Raw genomic sequence first — 17,658 nt, forward strand, 5'->3', positions numbered from 1 at the left:
CCGAACCGCCTCAGCGAGCGACGCGCGCCAGCACCGTGGCGATCGTCCTTTCCATGATCGCATAGCCCTTCGCGTTCGGGTGGACCCCGTCGCTGGCAAGGTCGGCGGGGAGCCCGCGTTCGGGGGTCGCCAGCGCGCGGTAGAAATCGACCGTCGCGATTCCCCGCCGCCGGGCGTAGGCGCGGATCCAGTCGTTGACCTGGCTGATCCGCGTCGCCGGGTCGGCGGCGGGCGCCCACGGGTAGCGCGCGGCGGGCACCAGCGTCGCCAGCACCACCCGGATCCCGTTGGCCCGCGCCAGTTCGGCCATCGAGGCGATGTTGCCCTCGATCTCCTCGTTGCTCGCCGGGCCGGTATTGCCGGCGATGTCGTTGGTTCCGGCCAGGATCACCACCGCGCGCGGCTTCAGCGCGATCACGTCCTGGCGAAAGCGGACCAGCATCTGCGGGGTGGTCTGGCCGCTGATCCCGCGATTGACGTGATGCGGGTCGGCGAAGAAGCCTCTCTTGTCGTGGTCCCACCCCTCGGTGATCGAATCGCCCATGAACACGATCCGGCGCGGATCGGCCGTGGCGGCCAGCGCACGATCGGAGTCGCGATATTTGGCGAGGTTGCCCCAGTCCGGCGCCGCCTGCGCCTGCGCGCTCGCGGGGACCAGCAGCGCCGCGATCAGCGCCGCGCGGAAGAATGTCGTCATGGGCTTCTCCTCGTTCGTCGCATCCTCGTTGCCCTGTCCGCCGGGGCTTGCCAAGGAGGGACCGTGAACCGGGGAAGCGCGACGATCGACGATGTGGCGGCGGCGGCGGGGGTCGCGCGCGTCACCGTGTCGCGCGTCCTCAACAACGCCGCGAGCGTCCGCGCCGAGACTCGCGAGCGGGTTATGAGGGCGGTCGAGTCGCTCGGCTATTCGGTCAACCACCAGGCTCGCGCGCTCGCCAGCGGCGGCGCCCAGCCGATCCTGCTGGTCCACGCGCACAACCCCGATCGCGAACCGAACAGTTACTATCACTCGGCGCTGGAGCTCGGCGCGATGCGCGGCTGCGCCGGGGCCGGGCTCGACCTCGTCACCGCCTCGATCGACCCCGACGGCGACGATCCCGCGGGGCAATTGCGGCGGCTGGTCGAACGGCAGCGCCCGGCGGGGATCATCCTGTGCCCGCCGCTCGCCGACCAACCGGCGGTGCTCGCGCTGGCGGCCGAGACCGCGACGCCGCTGTTCGCCATCTCGGCCGGCCCCGAGGCCGCAGAACTGGTCCCGGCGATCGGCATCGACGAGCGCGCGGCCGGGCGCGCGGTCGGCGAGCACCTGCTCGCGCTCGGCCACCGGCGGATCGGGTTCATCAAGGGTCCGCCCGACCATCGCGCGGCGGCGCTGCGCTTCGACGGGCTGCTCGACGCGCTCGCCGCCGGGGGAGTCGCCGATCCGCCATGGACCGCGGTCGGCGATTTCAGTTTCCGCTCGGGGATCAATGCGGCCGAGCGGCTGGTCGAGCAGCAGGTCCCGATCACGGCGCTGGCCTGTGCCAACGACGACATGGCGGCGGGGGCGATGCTCGCGCTGCACCGGGCGGGGCTCGACATCCCGCGCGACATGTCGGTGTCGGGGTTCGACGACACGCCGTTGTCGGAAGTCATCTGGCCGCCGCTGACCACGGTTCGCCAGCCGATCAAGCAATACACCGAGCGCGCGGTCCAGCGGCTCGCCGACATCCGCGCCGGGCGCGCCGACGAGGCCGGGTTCGAACGCGTCGCGCACCGGCTGGTCGTCCGCGAGTCGACCGGGGCTGTTACCCAACCGCAACGGTGACCCCAAATCCGCGCGACGCCGGTTGACAGGAAAAGGACGGAAGCGCACCAATGGAAGCGCTTCCATCGACCCGGCATACCGGGCACCGCGAAGCATGACCGAGCGCGCCGTTCAAGAGCGCGCCGTTGGAGGGGAGACAGCCATGACCGATCGTTCGATTCGCCGCCGCCGTGCGTCCTTGCTCGCCGGAGGCTGCGGCACGTCGCTGCTGGCGCTGTTCGCCGCCGCGCCCGCGCTCGCGCAGGACGCCGCGCCCGCGCCGGCCACCGCCGCGACTCCCGCCCCGGCAGAAAGCGAAGGTCAGGCGATCGTCGTCACCGGCGTGCGCGCCAGCATCCGCAACTCGATCGCCATCAAGCGCCGCGAGAGCAGCATCGTCGAGGCGGTCAGCGCCGAGGACATCGGCAAGCTCCCCGACCAGTCGATCGCCGAATCGATCGCCCGCCTTCCCGGCCTCGCCGCGCAGCGCACCAACGGGCGCGCCAACATCGTCTCGGTCCGCGGCTTCGGCCCCGACTTCAGCACCGTCCTCCTCAACGGCCGCCCGCAGGCGAGCTCGGGCTACAACCGCGCGGTCGAGTTCGACCAATATCCGTCCGAGCTGCTGTCGTCGGTGGTGGTTTACAAGTCGCCCGACGCGGCGATTTCGGGGATGGGGCTCGCCGGCACGGTCGACCTGCGCACCGTCCGCCCGCTGTCCTACGGCAAGCCGGTGGTGGCGGTGAACCTGCGCGGCCAGCTCGACAGCGGCGGCGGGCGCAACGGCATGTCCAAATATGGCTGGCGGGGAAGCGCCAGCATCATCGGCAAGAACCATGACGGCACGATCGGCTGGTCGCTCGGCTACGCGCACCTCGACGCGCCGAGCCACGTCAACCACACCAAGGACTGGTTCTACGGCGACTACGGCAACGGGGTGCAGACGCTGTCGGGGCAGGAAATCCGCTCGTCCAACTCGCGCGACATTCGCGACGGGGTGATGGGCACGCTCGAATTCCGCCCGAGCGACCGCGTCCACAGCGTGCTCGACCTTTATTATTCGCGCTTCAAGCAGCGCACCACCACGCGCGGCGCCGAATGGTTCTCGTCGGCGTGGACCGACGGTGTCACCTACAGCGACGTCCAGACCAAGAACCGCGGCGGGGTGATCTTCGACGTCGCCGACCATGTCACCAACGTCGCCCCGGTGATCCGCTGGGACGAGGCCGACCGCACCGACCATTTGTTCTCGGCGGGCCTCAACAACGATTTTCGGGTCGCCGAGCACACCCACCTGCTCACCGACCTGTCTTACTCGTCGAACAAGCGGGTCGACCACGACGTCGAGATTTTCGGCGGCTACGGCGTCGGCCCGGCGATCACCCGCGTGTTCGACAGCTATGACCGCACCATCCCGCAGGACGGCTTCCTCCAGGTCAGCAACTTCGGGCTCGACTATGCCGACGCCAACCAGGTGTCGCTCGGCGACCGCTCGGCGTGGGGCGGCTACGGCTCGGACGGCCATTACAAGGCGCCGCGGATCAAGGAGACGGTCGTCTCGGGCGAGGCGCTGATCCGGCAGGACCTGCAGGGCGGCTTCTTCAGCTCGATCGAGGGCGGCTTCGACTACACCCACCGCAACAAGCACAAGACCGTCGACGAGCTCGACCTGTTCCTCAAGAACGGTCGCCAGCAGCAGCTGATCGACTCGCAATATCTGACCGACCCGACCTCGCTCAGCTTCGCCGGCGACATGAGCGTGCTCGGCGTCAACGTCGACCAGCTGCTCAACAGCGGCCGCTACTACGACATCGTCCAGCTGCAGGACGCCAACCACTACGACAAGTCGTGGCAGATCAAGGAAGGGCTGCTCACCTTCAAGGTCAAGGCGAACATCGATTCGGGCAATCTCCACGGCAACGTCGGCGTCCAGTATGTCGACGAACGCCAGTCCTCGTCGGGGCTTCGCATCGACGGGACCGGCGGCAACGGGCTGGTGGTCACCCCGCAGACGATTACCGCCCATTATCACGACGTGCTGCCCAGCCTGAACCTGTCGTACGACCTCGACGACAAGAGCAAGCTGCGCTTCGCCGCGGCGCAGGTGATGGCGCGCCCGCGGATGGATGACATGCGCGCCAACCTCGTCCCCGGCTACAACGGCAGCGTCTGCTCGAGCGGCAACGTCTGCACGCCCGGGCAGGTGGTCCACCCCTGGTCGGCTAGCGGCGGCAACCCCAACCTTCGCCCGTGGCGCGCCAAGGAGCTCGACGTCGCCTACGAATGGTACAGCGGCAAGGCGACCTATTTCAGCGTCAACGCCTTCTACATGCACCTCGACAATTACATCTACCAGCAGGCGATCGAGGCCGACTTCTCGAACTTCACCATCCCGCCGACCGCCCCGGCGCTGCCCGCGGGCGTGGTCTACAGCCCGATCGGCCAGCTCACCACCAACGCCAACGGCAAGGGCGGGCGGGTGCTCGGGGTCGAAATCAGCGGCGCGCTCGAGCTCAACCGCTTCCTCCCCGCGCTCGACGGCTTCGGCCTGCTCGGCAGCATCTCGCTCAGCGATTCGAAGGTGAAGCCCGAGGTCGCCGCGCAACTGCCGCGCCTCCCCGGTTTCTCGAAGACGGTCTACAACATCACCGCCTATTACGAGAAATACGGCTTCCAGGCGCGCGCCAGCTATCGCTACCGCTCGGCGTTCGAGGGCGAGGCGCCGTCGCTGTTCGCCAACCTCGGCTTCCCCAGCATCCTCGCCGACAAGCAGCTCGACGCGCAGGTCGGCTATACCTTCGCCGACAACGGCCCGCTGCACGGGCTCGGGATCCAGCTCCAGCTCAACAATGTGCTCGATTCTCCGTACCGGACCGCTTACGATGTGAACGGTATCAGGACGCTCGAAAACTATGAAAAATACGGGCGTCAGTGGTTGCTCGGGTTCAGCAAGCGTTTCTAGGGAGAGAATGATGGCGCATCGGTACGGGCGGCGGATCGCGGCCCTCGGGCTACTCGTGTCGGCGATTGCGCTGGCGTCGCCGGCGGGGAGCAAGCCGCGCGCGGCGACGCGCGCCCCCGCCATGTCGGTCGATGCCCGGGCCCGCGCGATCGTCGCGGGCATGACGCTCGAACAGAAGGTTGGGCAGATGACCCAGCCGAGCATCCTTGCCATCACCCCCGACGAGGTGCGCCGCTACTATATCGGATCGATCCTCAACGGCGGCGGCGGCTGGCCGAACAAGAACAAGCATAGCACCGTCGCCGACTGGCGCGCGCTTGCCAGCCAGTATCGCCAGGCCTCGCTGTCGACCGACATGAAGGTGCGCGTCCCCGTCGTGTGGGGCACCGACGCGGTCCACGGGCATAACAATATCTTCGGCGCGACGCTCTTCCCGCAGAACATCGGGCTCGGCGCCGCGCACGACCCGGCGCTGGTCCGCCGCATCGGCCGCGCCACCGCCGCGCAGGTCCGCGCGACCGGCATCCAGTGGGCGTTCGCGCCGACGCTCGCGGTCGTCCAGAACCCGCGCTGGGGCCGCACCTACGAAAGCTATTCGTCCGACCCGCGCGAGGTCGAGGCCTATGCGCAGGCGATGGTCGACGGGCTCCAGGGAACGCTCGGCTCGTCGACCAGCGTGCTCGCCACCGCCAAGCATTTCCTCGGCGACGGCGGCACCTGGCACGGCATCGACCAGGGCGAGACGCGGACCAGCATGGCCAACCTCGTCGCGACCCACGGGGCGGGCTATCGCGGCGCGATCCGCTCGAACGTCCAGACGGCGATGATCAGCTATTCGAGCTTCACCGACACCGCCACCGGCAAGGCGTGGGGCAAGATGAGCGCCAACCGCGCGCTCGTCACCGGGCTGCTGCGCGACAAGATGGGCTTCGACGGGCTGGTGGTCAGCGACTGGAACGCGATCGGGCAGGTCCCCGGCTGCACCGACTGGCACTGCCCCGCGGCGATCAACGCCGGGATCGACCTGATGATGGTGTCCGACGAGTGGAAGAAGTTCATCGAGTCGACCATCGCCGACGTGAAGTCGGGCGCGATCCCGATGAGCCGGATCGACGATGCCGCGCGGCGGATCATCGCGGTCAAGCTGCGCGCCGGGCTGTTCGACGAGAAGCCGGGGCCGGGGGCCGAGGTGATGAACTCGCCCGCGGTCGAGGCGCTCGCGCGCGAGGCGGTGCGCAAGTCGGTCGTCCTCCTGAAAAACGATCGCGGCGTGCTCCCGCTGCGGCCCGGCGGGCGGATCCTCGTCGTCGGGCGCGGCGCCGACAGCCTTCCGCTCCAGACCGGCGGCTGGTCGCTGACCTGGCAGGGGGACCAGACCGACAACCGCGACTATCCCAACGCGCACACGCTGCTCGCCGCGCTCCGCCAGCAGCTCGGCGCGCAGGCGGTCGATTACAGCGTCGACGGCACCGGGGTCGATCCGCGCCGCTATTCGGCGATCGTCAACGTCGCCGCCGAAAATCCCTATGCCGAGATGAAGGGCGACGTGGTCTTCCCCGCGCCGTTCGCGCACACCGCGCGCTACCCGCAGGACCTCGCCGCGCTCGAACGGGTCAGCGGCAAGGGCGTGCCGGTGGTGACGCTGCTGTTCTCGGGCCGCCCGGTGCCGGTCAACGACCTCATCAATCGCTCGGACGCGTTCGTCGCCGCCTTCCTTCCCGGCACCGAGGGCGAGGGGCTGACCGACCTGCTGCTCGCCCCGCGCGGGGGCCGCTCGCGCTTCGACTTCACCGGGCGGCTGTCGTTCGACTGGCCGGCGGGTCCGTGCCTGCCGCAATCGGGCGGGGTCCAGTTCCGCCGCGGTTACGGCCTGTCGCTCGCCTCGCGCACCAGCCTCGGCCAGCTGCCGGTCGCCCCGATCCCCGTGGAATGCCCCGCCGACAGCCGTTAGGCTGCCGGCGATGCGCAGGATCCTGATCGTCGGCGGCGGCACTGCGGGCTGGATGGCCGCGGCGCTGTTCGGCAAGCTGTTCCAGGGCCTGTACGACGTCGCGCTGGTCGAAAGCGAGGCGATCGGCACGGTCGGGGTCGGCGAGGCGACGATCCCGGCGATCAAGAAGTTCAACGAGCTGCTCGAGCTCGACGAGCCCGAGTTCATGGCGCGCACCCAGGCGACCTTCAAGCTCGGCATCGAGTTCGCCGACTGGTGGAAACCGGGCGAGTCCTACGTCCACGGCTTCGGGGTCATCGGGCAGGACTGGGAATGGCTGCGCTGCCACCATTACTGGCTCCGCGCGCGGGGGCGCGGCAACGCCCCCGCGTTCGACCGCTTCTCGATCAACACCGCCGCCGCCAAGGCGAACAGGTTCATGCACCCGCGCGCCGACATGGCGGGCTCGCCGATCGGCCAGATCGCGCACGCCTTCCACTTCGACGCCGCACTCTACGCGCGCTACCTGCGCGGTTTCGCCGAGGACCATGGCGTCGTCCGGCACGAAGGCAGGATCGGCGAGGTCCGGCTGACCGCCGACGGCGACATCGCCGGGGTGACGCTCGACGACGGGCGCGCGCTCGACGCCGACTTCTTCATCGACTGCTCGGGCTTCCGCGCGCTGCTGATCGGCGAAGCACTCGGCGCGGCTTACGAGGACTGGAGCCACTGGCTGCCATGCGACCGCGCGATCGCGGTCCCGTGCGCGCGAACCGAGCCGCTCGCCCCCTACACCCGCTCGACCGCGCGCGAGGCTGGGTGGCAGTGGCGCATCCCGCTCCAGCACCGTACCGGCAACGGCCATGTCTATTGCAGCCGCTACGTCGACGACGCCGCGGCCGAAGCGGTGCTGCTCGCCAACCTCGACGGCGAACCGCTCGCCGAGCCCAACCGGCTGCGATTCACCACCGGCAAGCGGGTCGGCGCGTGGACCCGCAACTGCGTCGCGCTCGGCCTTTCCGCGGGCTTTCTCGAGCCGCTCGAATCGACCAGCATCCACCTCGTCCAGTCGGCCGCGATCCGCCTCGTTCGGCTGTTCCCAGATGGCCCCGCCGACCCCGCGACGATCGCCGAGTACAACCGCCAGACCGACTTCGAATGGGCGCGGGTGCGCGACTTCATCATCCTCCACTATTGGGCGAACGACCGCGACGGCCCGTTCTGGGAATATTGCCGGACGATGGAACTGCCCGCCACGCTCGAGCGCAAGATCGACCTGTGGCGCGCCAACGCCCGCATCTTCCGCGAGGACGACGAGCTGTTCGCCGAGGAAAGCTGGATCCAGGTCCTTATCGGCCAGCACGTCATCCCCGCCGCGCCCGACCCGCTGGTCGCGATCAAGTCCAATGGCGAGATCGACCAGTTCCTCGGCAACATCGCCACGACGATCGACCGCTGCGTGTCGGTGATGCCCGGCCACGACGACTACCTCCGCCGCTATGTCGCAGGGGCAACCGCCGCATGAAACGCTTCGCACCGCTCCTCCTCGCGCCCCTGCTCGCCGCCTGCGCGACGCTCGGCGCGCCCAGCCCGCCCGCTGGGCAGGCGTGGCTGACCACCGCCGACGAAACCGCGAAGCTCGCCCCGCAACCCGCGCTCCGCCCGCTCGGGCCGGCAATCGGCGACGAGGACATCCGGCTCGATCCCGCGCGCCGGTTCCAGCCGGTGCACGGCTTCGGCGCGGCGATGACCGACGCCTCGGCCGAGCTGCTCAGCCGCCTTCCCGAGGCGAAGCGCCGCGCGCTGATGGCCGAGCTGTTCGGGCGCGCCAACGGCGGGCTCGGCCTCTCGTTCATGCGGCTGACGGTCGGCGCGTCGGACTTTTCGCGCACCCACTACAGCTTCGACGACAGCGACACGCCCGACCCGACGCTGTCGAAATTCACCATCGACCACGCCCGCCAATATATGCTCCCGCGCACCCGCGAGGCGCTGGCGATTAATCCGCGGCTGCTGGTCATGATCAGCCCGTGGAGCGCGCCGGCGTGGATGAAGACCAGCCGCAGCCTCATCAAGGGCCACCTCGACCCCGCCGCCTACGCCCCCTTCGCCGCCTATCTGGCGCGCACCGTCGAGGCATTCGGGCGCGAGGGCGTGCCGGTGTCGATGCTCACCATCCAGAACGAGCCCGACTTCGAACCCGCCGACTATCCGGGGATGCGGGTCGACCCGGCCGAGCGCGCGGCGATCGTCGGCGGCTTCGTCGGCCCGGCCTTCGCGAAGGCCGGAATCAGGACGAAAATCCTCGACTACGACCACAACTGGGACAAGCCGCAGCTCCCGCTCGGCACGCTCGCCGACCCGGCCGCGCGCCGCACCATCGCCGGGGTCGCGTGGCACTGCTACGCGGGTGACGTCGATGCCCAGTCGAAGGTCCACGACGCCTGGCCCGACAAGGAAAGCTGGTTCACCGAATGCTCGGGCGGCAACTGGTCGCCGAAGTTCGGCGAAGTCCTCGGCTGGATGACCGACAAGCTGGTGATCGGCGCGACCAACAACTGGTCGCGCGGCAGCCTGCTGTGGAACCTCGCGCTCGATCCGGCGCACGGGCCGCACAAGGGCGGCTGCGGCGACTGCCGCGGGGTCGTCACCATCGACCCGGCAAGCGGAGCAGTCACTCGCAACGTCGAATATTATGTCCTCGGCCACGCCAGCCGCTTCGTCCTTCCCGGTGCGGTCCACATCGCCGCCGACCGGCGCGGCGGCGACGTCGAGGCGACCGCCTTCGTCAACCGCGACGGCAGCCGCGTCGCGATCGTCCACCGCACCAAGGGTAGCGGCGCGGTCAGCTTCGCGGTCGACGGCCGGCGCTACCAGTTCGACCTTCCGCCCGGCGCGGTCGCGACGCTGCGCTGGCCCGGATGAGCCGCGCCGGACAGCGCCTCGCCTTCTGGACGGTCGCCGCGCTGTTCTTCGCTTGGGGGTTCGTCACCGCCAACAACGACCCGCTGCTGGTCGCGCTCAAGACCGCCTTCACGCTCAGTTACAGCCAGGCGCTGCTGACCCAGATCGTCTTCTTCCTCGCCTACGGGCTGCTCTCGCTCCCCGCGGCATGGCTCAGCGCGCGGATCGGCCCCGCCGACGCGATCATCGGCTCGCTCGCGGTGATGGCGGCGGGCTGCGCGGCGGTCGCGCTCGGCACCGGCGCGGGCGGATACGGGCCGATCCTCGCCGCCCTGTTCGTGATCGCCGCGGGGTTCACCGCGCTCCAGGTCGCCGCCAACCCGCTCGCCGCCGAACTCGGCGACGCCAAGGGCCGCCACTTCCGCCTCAACCTCGCGCAGGCGCTCAATTCGCTCGGGGTGGTGCTCGGGGTTCACTTCGGCTCACGGCTGATGCTCGGCGGCTCGCCGGACGTAGCCGGCGCCGCTTCCCGCGCCGCGCTGCTCGGCGCGGTCGCCAGCGCCTTCTGGACGATGGCGGCGATGCTCGGTGCGCTGCTGCTGCTGTTCGCGCTCCTTCGCCGACGGATCGCCGCCACCGCGCCGGTCCAGCCGGTCCCCGCGGGCATGTTCGACGCGCTCCGCTCGCGCTGGGCGATCGCCGGGGCGGTGGCGATCGGGCTCTACGTCGGGGCCGAGGTGTCGATCGGCAGCATCCTCATCAATTTTCTCGGGCAGCCGTCGATCCTCGGCGTGTCCGCCGCCGCCGCCGGCGCGCTTGCCGCCAACCTCTACTGGGGCGGCGCGCTGGTCGGGCGGATCGTCGGCACCGCGCTGCTCACCCGGCTCGCCGCCGCCCCGCTGCTCGCCGGCTGCGGAGTCGCGGCGGCGGCGCTCAGCCTCGTCGTGCTCGTCGCCGACGGGCCGGTCGCGGGCTATGCCGCGCTCGCGATCGGGCTCGCCAACTCGATCATGTTCCCGACCATCTTCAGCCTGACGCTCGAACGCTCGGGCGTCGCGCAGAGCGCGACTTCGGGGCTGCTCTGCCTCGCCATCTTCGGCGGCGCGCTGCTGCCGTGGACCGTCGGCCGGATCGCCGACCGGCTCGGGCTCGGCGCGTCGTTCGCGGTCCCGCTCGCCGCCTATCTGGTCATCGTCGCCTTCGCCCTCGCCGCCAACCGCCGAAAGGAAAGCCCATGCTGAGCCTCGCCCTGCTGATCGTCGCCCAATCCTCGTTCACGGTGACCAACGCGGTCTATCGTGGGCCGGTCGATCGCCCGCGCGGGGCGAAGCTGGTGTGGCACGACGAATTCTCCGGCGCGTCGCTCGACAAGCGAAAGTGGCGTTACGACACGTCCCACAACAAGACCGGCTGGTTCAACAACGAGAAGCAATATTATGCCGCCGACCGGCCGCAGAATGTGAAGGTCGCGAACGGGCTGCTCACCATCACCGCGCGCAAGGAAGACCTCGACCCGCGCCGCTACCCCGACTGGGGCGGGCAGCATTATACCTCGGGCAAGCTCGTTTCGCGCGCCGCCTGGACCTACGGCTATTACGAGGTTCGCGCAAAGCTGCCCTGCGCGCGCGGCACCTGGCCGGCGATCTGGATGCTCCCGCAACAAATGGTCAAATGGCCCGACGATGGCGAGATCGACATCATGGAACAGGTCGGGGCCGAGCCGAACCTCATCTATTCGACCCTCCACACCGGGCTCTACAACCACACCCGCAAGACCCAGCGCAGCGCACAGCTCGCGGTACCGACCAGCTGCACCGCCTTCCACACCTACCAGCTCGACTGGCGCCCCGACCGGATCCTGATCGGGGTCGACGGCAAGGGAATCCTGCAGGTCGCCAACGACAAGCCCGCCGAAGGGAAGGGGGCGTGGCCGTTCGACGTCCCGTTCGACATGATCCTCAACCTCGCGATGGGCGGCGACTGGGCGGCGGCCAAGGGGATGGACGACGCCGCGCTGCCGCAGCGGATGGAGGTCGATTACGTGCGCGTGTGGAAGGCGCCGTCCAGCAGCCGTTGAGCGCGACGCGGGGAGGGGCCATGGTGGCGGCGATGTCGACCCACGCGTTCCTCGCCGCGCTGCTGACGCTGGTCCACTTCGCGGCGATCGTCCGCGCGCTGCTGGTCGACGGGCGCGATCCCTATACCCGCGCGGCCTGGGTGATGGCGCTGATGCTGTTCCCGGTGCTCGGCGTCGTCGCCTATTTCCTGGTCGGCGAGGCCTGGGTGTCGCGCGGCTTTCGCAAGCACGCCAACGCGGTCACCCGGCGGCTCGCCTGGCTCTGTCCCAGCCCGCTCCATGCCGAGGCGCTCGATTCGATCCCTCCCGAATATCGCACCGCCTTCCGCACCTGCGAGGGGATCGCGCGGACCGCGGTCGCGGCCGGCAATCGCGCGACGCTCGCCGCCGATTCGAATGCCGCGATCGAAGGCATGGCCGACGACATCGCCGCTGCCCGAGTGCACGTCCACCTGTCGACCTACATCTGGCTCGAGGACCATAACGGGCTGGCGATGGTCGAGGCGCTTTGCGCCGCCGCCGCGCGTGGAGTGACCTGCCGGGTGTCGGCCGACGCGATCGGCTCGCGCGCGATGATCGCTTCGGACCATTGGCGGCGGATGGAGCGCGCCGGGGTCCGGCTCTGCCCGTCGCTCACTCCGCCCAAGCTGCTCGGCCCGCTCGGCGCGCACCGGCTCGACCTGCGCAACCACCGCAAGCTGATGGTGGTCGACGGGCGCGTCGCCTGGTGCGGAAGCCAGAACCTCGCCGACCCCGAGTTCCGGGTGAAGCCCAAATATGCCCCGTGGGTCGACCTGATGGTCAGGCTCGAAGGCCCGGTCGTCGCGCAGCAGCAGCTGATCTTCGCCGCCGCCTGGACGGTCGAGACCGACGAGGATCTCGGCGCGCTGGTCGCCGCCGCGCACCCCGGAGCGCTGCCCGGCGGCTTTCCCGCCATCGCTTTCGCCACCGGCCCGCTCACCCCGCGCGGCGCGCGCAGCAACGCCTTCGTCGCGGCGATCGACGCGGCGCAGGCGCGGCTTACCGTCACCACCCCCTATTTCGTCCCCGACCCGCCGCTGCTCGCCGCGCTGGTCGGCGCGGGCCGGCGCGGGGTCGCGGTCCGCCTCGTCGTCCCTGCGCGCAACGACAGCCGGATGATCGGCGCGATCAGCAAGGCGCTCTACGCGCAACTCGTCGACGCCGGCATCGACCTGTTCGAATATCGGGGCGGCCTGCTTCATTCGAAGACGCTGGTCGCCGACGAGGCGCTGGTCATGCTTGGCTCGTCGAACATGGACCGCCGCAGCCTCGAGCTCAATTTCGAGAACGACCTGCTGCTCTGGTCGCCCGCCTTCGCCGCCGAGATCGCGCGGCGGCAGGAAAGCTACATCGCCCACGCGCGTGCCGTCGACCCCGACCGCGTCGCGCACCGGTCGATCGCCAAGCGGCTGGTCGAAAATCTGCTGACCATCGCCGGCGCGATTTTCTGACACGAAAACGGCGGCCCCCGCGCGGGCGCCGCCGTCGTTTCGTATCCGATCGACCGTCCTTAGTTGACGTTGACCTGGATCTTGTCGGGAATGTTGACCTCGGTCTTCTTGCCGAAGCCGAGCTGGTCGCGGAACAGGAACAGCAGCACCAGCACGACGATGATCAGCAGCACGACGGCGAGCACGCCGCCACCGCCGCCACCGCCACCGGTTTCGACGATCGTCGTATGCTCGCGGGGGGTGTTGTCGTCACTCATTACGCGTCTCCCTGTTGGATCTTCTGATTATGCTGGCGAAACGAACGAACCGTGTCGACGCCGGTTCCAATTCGCGTCCCCGTGCGTTGTCGGGACATCAACATCAAATGGGGACCGATAATGGCTGGATTCGAAGACATTCGCGAACATATGGAAGTGATCGGCGCCGACGGCGTCCACGTCGGTACCGTCGACGGGATCGAGGGCGACCGGATCAAGCTGACCAAGAAGGACAGCGGGATGGGCAGCCACGAAGGCCACCATCACTACATCAGCCGCGGCCTCGTCGCCGACGTCGAGGGCGACAAGGTCCGCCTGTCGGCCAATGCCGACGTCGCGGTGACGTTCGAGGAAGAAGGGCAGGGCTAAGCCTGCCCGCGTTCAGCCGATCGAGTCGATCGCGTTCTTGAGGTTCGATTCGTCCTGGTTGGTAACGGGATCGCCGAGCTGGTCGACCGTCTGGTCGTCGTTCTCGGCGGTCCCCTGTGCGTTGTCCGGCTGTGCGTCGTCCGGCTGTGCGTCGACCTGCGCGGCACTATTCGCCGACGCCTGGGCCACCTTGGCATGGCTGTCGTCGACCCCGACAAACTGGACCGCCAGCACGACGATGCCCGTCGCCCACGCGATCGCGGAATAGCGGCTGGTGAAGACCTTGGTGATCCCGCGCATGTCGTGATTGTTGCGTTTTCCGGTTAACTTCGCGTCAACATCGCCGCTTCCAAAATCGGAACGGCTGCGGCACTATCGGACCGATGGGGGACCGGGCCAAGCAGGCGCGCCGCAAGCGCTATCTCAAGATCCGCTACGTCGTGCTGCTGCTCGCGCTGGCCGTCGCGGGCGCGCTGATGGACCCCTATATCCTCGCCCCGCGCCCGCCGCTGTCGCAGCCGCCCGAGCGGGTCGTCACCCGCTTCACCCGCTGCAACGCGTCGGGCGATGCCGCCTGCGTGCTAACCGGCGACAGCTTCCGCCTCGGCAGCCGGACGATCCACATGCTCGGGCTGCGCGCCCCGGCGATCGACAAGGCCGACTGCCCGGCCGAGGCGGCCCGCGGCCGGCGCGCCGCCGACCGGCTGGTCGAGCTGCTCAACTCCGGCCCGTTCGACCTCATCGCCCATCGCTTCGTCGACCAGGACGGCGCCGGCCGCGACCTGCGCCTCGTCGTTCGCGGCGACCGGCGGATCGGCGACACGCTCGTCGCCGAAGGGCTGGCCCAGCCCTATGTCGGGCTGCGCCGCGGCTGGTGCTGAGCTAGGCCGCCGGACGCGCTTTACCCAAAATTCAGTCCCCCGCGCTATCGATCGACCGCGACGAAAGGCGATCGACGATGAAGCGACTGGGGACGGTGATGGCGATGGGATGCGCGCTCGGCGCCTGCGGCAAGGTCGGCGGGTCCGCCGACACGCCGGTCACGCTGCGGCCGGGCCAGTATGAGGTCACGATTACCGGCAACACGCTGGTCGAGCTCCGCAGCCACCGCCAGACCGACCAGGTCTGCCTCGGGCAGGACGCCGCCGAAAGCTTCGCCGACAACCCGCTCGGCCATGTCGCGCTCGACGGCGACGGCTGTTCGGACTCGGCCGACCCGGCGGGCGCCAACGGCTTCACCGGCAAGCGCAGCTGCGACGTCAGCGACATCCGCCACGCCAGCGCCGACATCGCCTATACCGGCGCCCACACGGCGGACTCGTTCGAGCTTCACGGCCATGTCAGCCAGGGCAACGACAAGCAAAGCGGCGGCGCCGACAACGGCTCGGGCGACTTCGCGATCACCGGCCACCGCACCGGCGACTGCCAGGGCTGAGGCGCGGCGCGCGGCGGGATCGCCCACCGCTCCTCAGTGCGCCCAGGCGTAGCGGACGAGCCCCATGCTTAGCGCGAAGGCGAAGGCGTAACCGAAGCGGTCGAGGCCGACGAGGTCCTGCCCCCGCTTCGCGCGCGCCCTCCCGATCAGCACCATCGCCGCGCCGACCAGGATCGGCGTGACGAGCAGGTTCACCAGCCGGAGCGTCGGATCGTGGATCGCGGAGTGGGGAAGGACCAGCAAGCTGACACCCCCTGCCGCGCTTCCCCAGACGATAAAGAGGACGGTCGAGGCGAACCGGTTCGTCGATCGCCTGAACAGGTCGCGCGCCCCGTGCAGCCCGAGTTCGGCAAGAAGCTCGAACAGCGCCTGAATCAGGATTTCGCCGAGGATCTGGAAAAGATATTCGAGGAGGAGTTCCACCAACAGCCTCAGCTCTCGGCCACGATTCTCGCCCACTCGGCCTCGGTCGCGACGCGGACGCCCAGCTCTTCGGCCTTTTTCAGCTTCGATCCCGCCCCCGGCCCGGCGACGACCAGGTCGGTCTTGGCCGAAACGCTTCCCGCCGCGCGCGCGCCGAGCCGCTCGGCCTGCGCCTTGGCCTCGTCGCGGCTCATCGTCTCGAGCGTGCCGGTGAACACGATCGTCTTGCCGGTCCACGCGGTCTCGCGCGCGCTCGACACGAAGGCGGCGGGGCGGGCGAGCGCGAGCAGGTCGGCCAGCTCCTCGCGGTTGTGCGGCTCGTGGAAGAAGTCGACCAGCGCCTCGGCGACCACCGGGCCGACGCCCTCGACCGCCGATAGCTGCGCCGCCCCGTCCTCGGCGCGCGCCGCCGCCTCGAGCGCCTCGACCGTCCCGAACGCCTTGAGCAGGTCCTTGGCGGTGACGATCCCGACGTGGCGGATGCCCAGCCCGAACAGGAAGCGCGCGGGGTCGAACCCGGTGCGCACGTCGATCGCCGCCAGCAGCTTGTCGACGCTCACCGCCTGCCAGCCCTCGCGCCCGACCAGTTTGTCGCGATGCGCCTTCAGTCGCCAGATATCGGCCGGGCCGTGGAGCCAGCCGAGCGACAGGAATTCGGCGATCGATTTCTCGCCCAGCCCGTCGATGTCCATCGCCCCGCGCGAAGCGAAGTGGCGCAGCCGCTCGAACCGCTGGGCGGGACAGATCAGCCCGCCGGTGCAGCGGACGTCGACCTCGCCTTCCTCGGCGACCGCCTCGCTGCCGCACTCGGGGCAATGGTCGGGAAAGACGAACGGCGCGCGCGGCGCGTCGCGGGTGAGGTTCTCGACCACCTGCGGAATGACGTCGCCCGCGCGCTGGATCCGCACCCGGTCGCCGACGCGAAGGCCGAGCCGCGCGATCTCGTCGCGGTTGTGGAGCGTGACGTTGCTGACGATCACCCCGCCGACCCCGACCGGTTTCAATCGCCCGACGGGGGTCAGCTTGCCGGTCCGCCCGACCTGGATGTCGATGCCGACCACCTCGGTCTCGGCCTGCTCGGCGGGGAATTTGTGCGCCAGCCCCCAGCGCGGCGCCCGCGCGACCTGTCCCAGCCGCTCCTGCCAGTCGAGCCGGTCGACCTTGTAGACCACCCCGTCGATGTCGAACGGCAGCTCGGCGCGCGCCGCCTCGATCGCGCGGTAATGCGCCAGCGCGTCGTCCAGCGTCACGCACCGCTTCAGCAAATCGCTCACCGGGATTCCCAGCGCCGCGATCGTCGCCATCGCCTCGGCCTGGGTTGTGCCAAGCGGCGCGTCGAGCTCGCCCCAGCCATGCGCGAGGAAGCGCAGCGGCCGCGCCGCGGTAACCCCCGCGTCCTTCTGGCGAAGCGAGCCCGCCGCGGCGTTGCGCGGGTTGGCGAAAATCTTGCCCCCCGCCGCCTCCTGCCGCGCGTTGAGCGCGGCGAAGTCGGCCTTCGACATATAGACTTCGCCGCGCACCTCGATCACGCCGGGCCGGTCGATCGCCTGCGGAATATCGGCGATGGTGCGCACGTTCGGCGTAACGTCCTCGCCCACCGCCCCGTCGCCGCGCGTCGCGGCAAGCACCAGCGCGCCGTCTTCGTAGCGCAGCGAACAGCTCAGCCCGTCGATCTTCGGCTCGGCGGTCAGCACGACCTCGGCCTCGGCGGGCAGCGACAGGAACCGCCGCACCCGCGCGACGAACTCAGCGACCTCCTCGTCGGCGAAGGCATTGTCGAGGCTCAGCATCGCCTTCGCGTGCGGCACCTTGGCCAGCGCCGAGGTCGGCGCGGCGCCCAGCCGCCGCGACGGCGAATCGGCGCGCACCAGCTGCGGGAACGCGTCTTCCAGCGCCCGGTTCTCCCGCACCAGCGCGTCATAGTCGGCGTCCGAAATCTCGGGCGCGTCGCGGTCGTGGTAAAGCCGGTCGTGCCGCGCGATCTCCTTCGCCAGCCGCATCAGCCGGTTGGCCGCCTCGGCCTCGGTCATCGCCGGCGTGTCG

At 69.8% G+C, this 17,658-nt stretch carries 16 protein-coding genes; 11 read left to right on the top strand and 5 right to left on the bottom strand.

All coding sequences use genetic code 11. The features are described from left to right. Positions 1-10: 10 nt before the first annotated feature. Entirely contained in the window at positions 11-697 is a 687-nt protein-coding gene (locus ABDK56_RS07330; RefSeq protein WP_349807551.1) for an SGNH/GDSL hydrolase family protein, read from the bottom strand. A gap of 63 nt (positions 698-760) precedes the next feature. On the opposite strand from ABDK56_RS07330, the gene ABDK56_RS07335 reads away from it, so the two are divergent. From ABDK56_RS07335 to cls, 8 genes are all read left to right on the top strand, one after another. Next, entirely contained in the window at positions 761-1,807 is a 1,047-nt protein-coding gene (locus ABDK56_RS07335; RefSeq protein ID WP_349807552.1) for a LacI family DNA-binding transcriptional regulator, read from the top strand. 142 nt (positions 1,808-1,949) lie between these two features. Next, the gene (locus ABDK56_RS07340) at positions 1,950-4,748 is read left to right on the top strand and encodes a TonB-dependent receptor (RefSeq protein ID WP_349807553.1); all 2,799 of its coding nucleotides are present in this window, start codon (positions 1,950-1,952) and stop codon (positions 4,746-4,748) included. A gap of 7 nt (positions 4,749-4,755) precedes the next feature. Then, positions 4,756-6,699, top strand: coding sequence for a glycoside hydrolase family 3 protein (locus ABDK56_RS07345; protein WP_349807554.1), 1,944 nt, complete (start codon positions 4,756-4,758; stop codon positions 6,697-6,699). Between the two features lie 10 nt (positions 6,700-6,709). After that, positions 6,710-8,203 (top strand): tryptophan halogenase family protein, encoded by a 1,494-nt coding sequence (locus ABDK56_RS07350; protein WP_349807555.1) that lies wholly within the window; start codon positions 6,710-6,712, stop codon positions 8,201-8,203. Then, entirely contained in the window at positions 8,200-9,603 is a 1,404-nt protein-coding gene (locus ABDK56_RS07355; protein WP_349807556.1) for a glycoside hydrolase family 30 protein, read from the top strand. Before ABDK56_RS07350 ends, ABDK56_RS07355 begins: the two co-directional genes overlap by 4 nt. Next, positions 9,600-10,823 (top strand): MFS transporter, encoded by a 1,224-nt coding sequence (locus ABDK56_RS07360; RefSeq protein ID WP_349807557.1) that lies wholly within the window; start codon positions 9,600-9,602, stop codon positions 10,821-10,823. Before ABDK56_RS07355 ends, ABDK56_RS07360 begins: the two co-directional genes overlap by 4 nt. Beyond that, positions 10,817-11,659 carry a glycoside hydrolase family 16 protein gene (locus ABDK56_RS07365; protein WP_349807558.1) on the top strand — a complete coding sequence of 281 codons (843 nt, stop codon included), beginning with the start codon at positions 10,817-10,819 and terminating at the stop codon, positions 11,657-11,659. The genes ABDK56_RS07360 and ABDK56_RS07365 overlap by 7 nt, the downstream gene beginning before the upstream one ends. Positions 11,660-11,691: 32 nt before the next feature. After that, positions 11,692-13,131 carry a cardiolipin synthase gene (gene cls / locus ABDK56_RS07370; protein WP_349807559.1) on the top strand — a complete coding sequence of 480 codons (1,440 nt, stop codon included), beginning with the start codon at positions 11,692-11,694 and terminating at the stop codon, positions 13,129-13,131. Between the two features lie 59 nt (positions 13,132-13,190). Here the strand turns inward: cls and ABDK56_RS07375 are convergent, their stop codons facing one another. Beyond that, entirely contained in the window at positions 13,191-13,388 is a 198-nt protein-coding gene (locus ABDK56_RS07375; protein WP_349807560.1) for a hypothetical protein, read from the bottom strand. 120 nt (positions 13,389-13,508) lie between these two features. Here ABDK56_RS07375 and ABDK56_RS07380 point away from each other — a divergent pair, with 120 nt between their 5' ends. Then, complete coding sequence (locus ABDK56_RS07380) at positions 13,509-13,757, top strand: DUF2171 domain-containing protein (RefSeq protein ID WP_349807561.1); 249 nt, start codon at positions 13,509-13,511, stop codon at positions 13,755-13,757. Positions 13,758-13,769: 12 nt separating this feature from the next. Here ABDK56_RS07380 and ABDK56_RS07385 read toward each other — a convergent pair whose 3' ends face one another. Further along, complete coding sequence (locus ABDK56_RS07385; RefSeq protein ID WP_349807562.1) at positions 13,770-14,057, bottom strand: hypothetical protein; 288 nt, start codon at positions 14,055-14,057, stop codon at positions 13,770-13,772. 83 nt (positions 14,058-14,140) lie between these two features. Here ABDK56_RS07385 and ABDK56_RS07390 point away from each other — a divergent pair, with 83 nt between their 5' ends. Both ABDK56_RS07390 and ABDK56_RS07395 read left to right on the top strand, forming a co-directional pair. Next, positions 14,141-14,638, top strand: a complete 498-nt coding sequence (locus ABDK56_RS07390) for a hypothetical protein (protein ID WP_349807563.1) — start codon at positions 14,141-14,143, stop codon at positions 14,636-14,638. Positions 14,639-14,715: 77 nt separating this feature from the next. After that, positions 14,716-15,192, top strand: a complete 477-nt coding sequence (locus ABDK56_RS07395) for a DUF3617 domain-containing protein (RefSeq protein WP_349807565.1) — start codon at positions 14,716-14,718, stop codon at positions 15,190-15,192. A 33-nt stretch (positions 15,193-15,225) separates the two neighbouring features. Here the strand turns inward: ABDK56_RS07395 and ABDK56_RS07400 are convergent, their stop codons facing one another. Next, positions 15,226-15,615, bottom strand: a complete 390-nt coding sequence (locus ABDK56_RS07400; RefSeq protein WP_349807802.1) for a hypothetical protein — start codon at positions 15,613-15,615, stop codon at positions 15,226-15,228. A gap of 8 nt (positions 15,616-15,623) precedes the next feature. Further along, positions 15,624-17,645 carry an NAD-dependent DNA ligase LigA gene (gene ligA, locus ABDK56_RS07405; RefSeq protein ID WP_502959283.1) on the bottom strand — a complete coding sequence of 674 codons (2,022 nt, stop codon included), beginning with the start codon at positions 17,643-17,645 and terminating at the stop codon, positions 15,624-15,626. Positions 17,646-17,658: the final 13 nt, after the last annotated feature.

The organism is Sphingomonas sp. ASV193, assembly GCF_040203355.1.
Taxonomy (GTDB): domain Bacteria; phylum Pseudomonadota; class Alphaproteobacteria; order Sphingomonadales; family Sphingomonadaceae; genus Sphingomicrobium.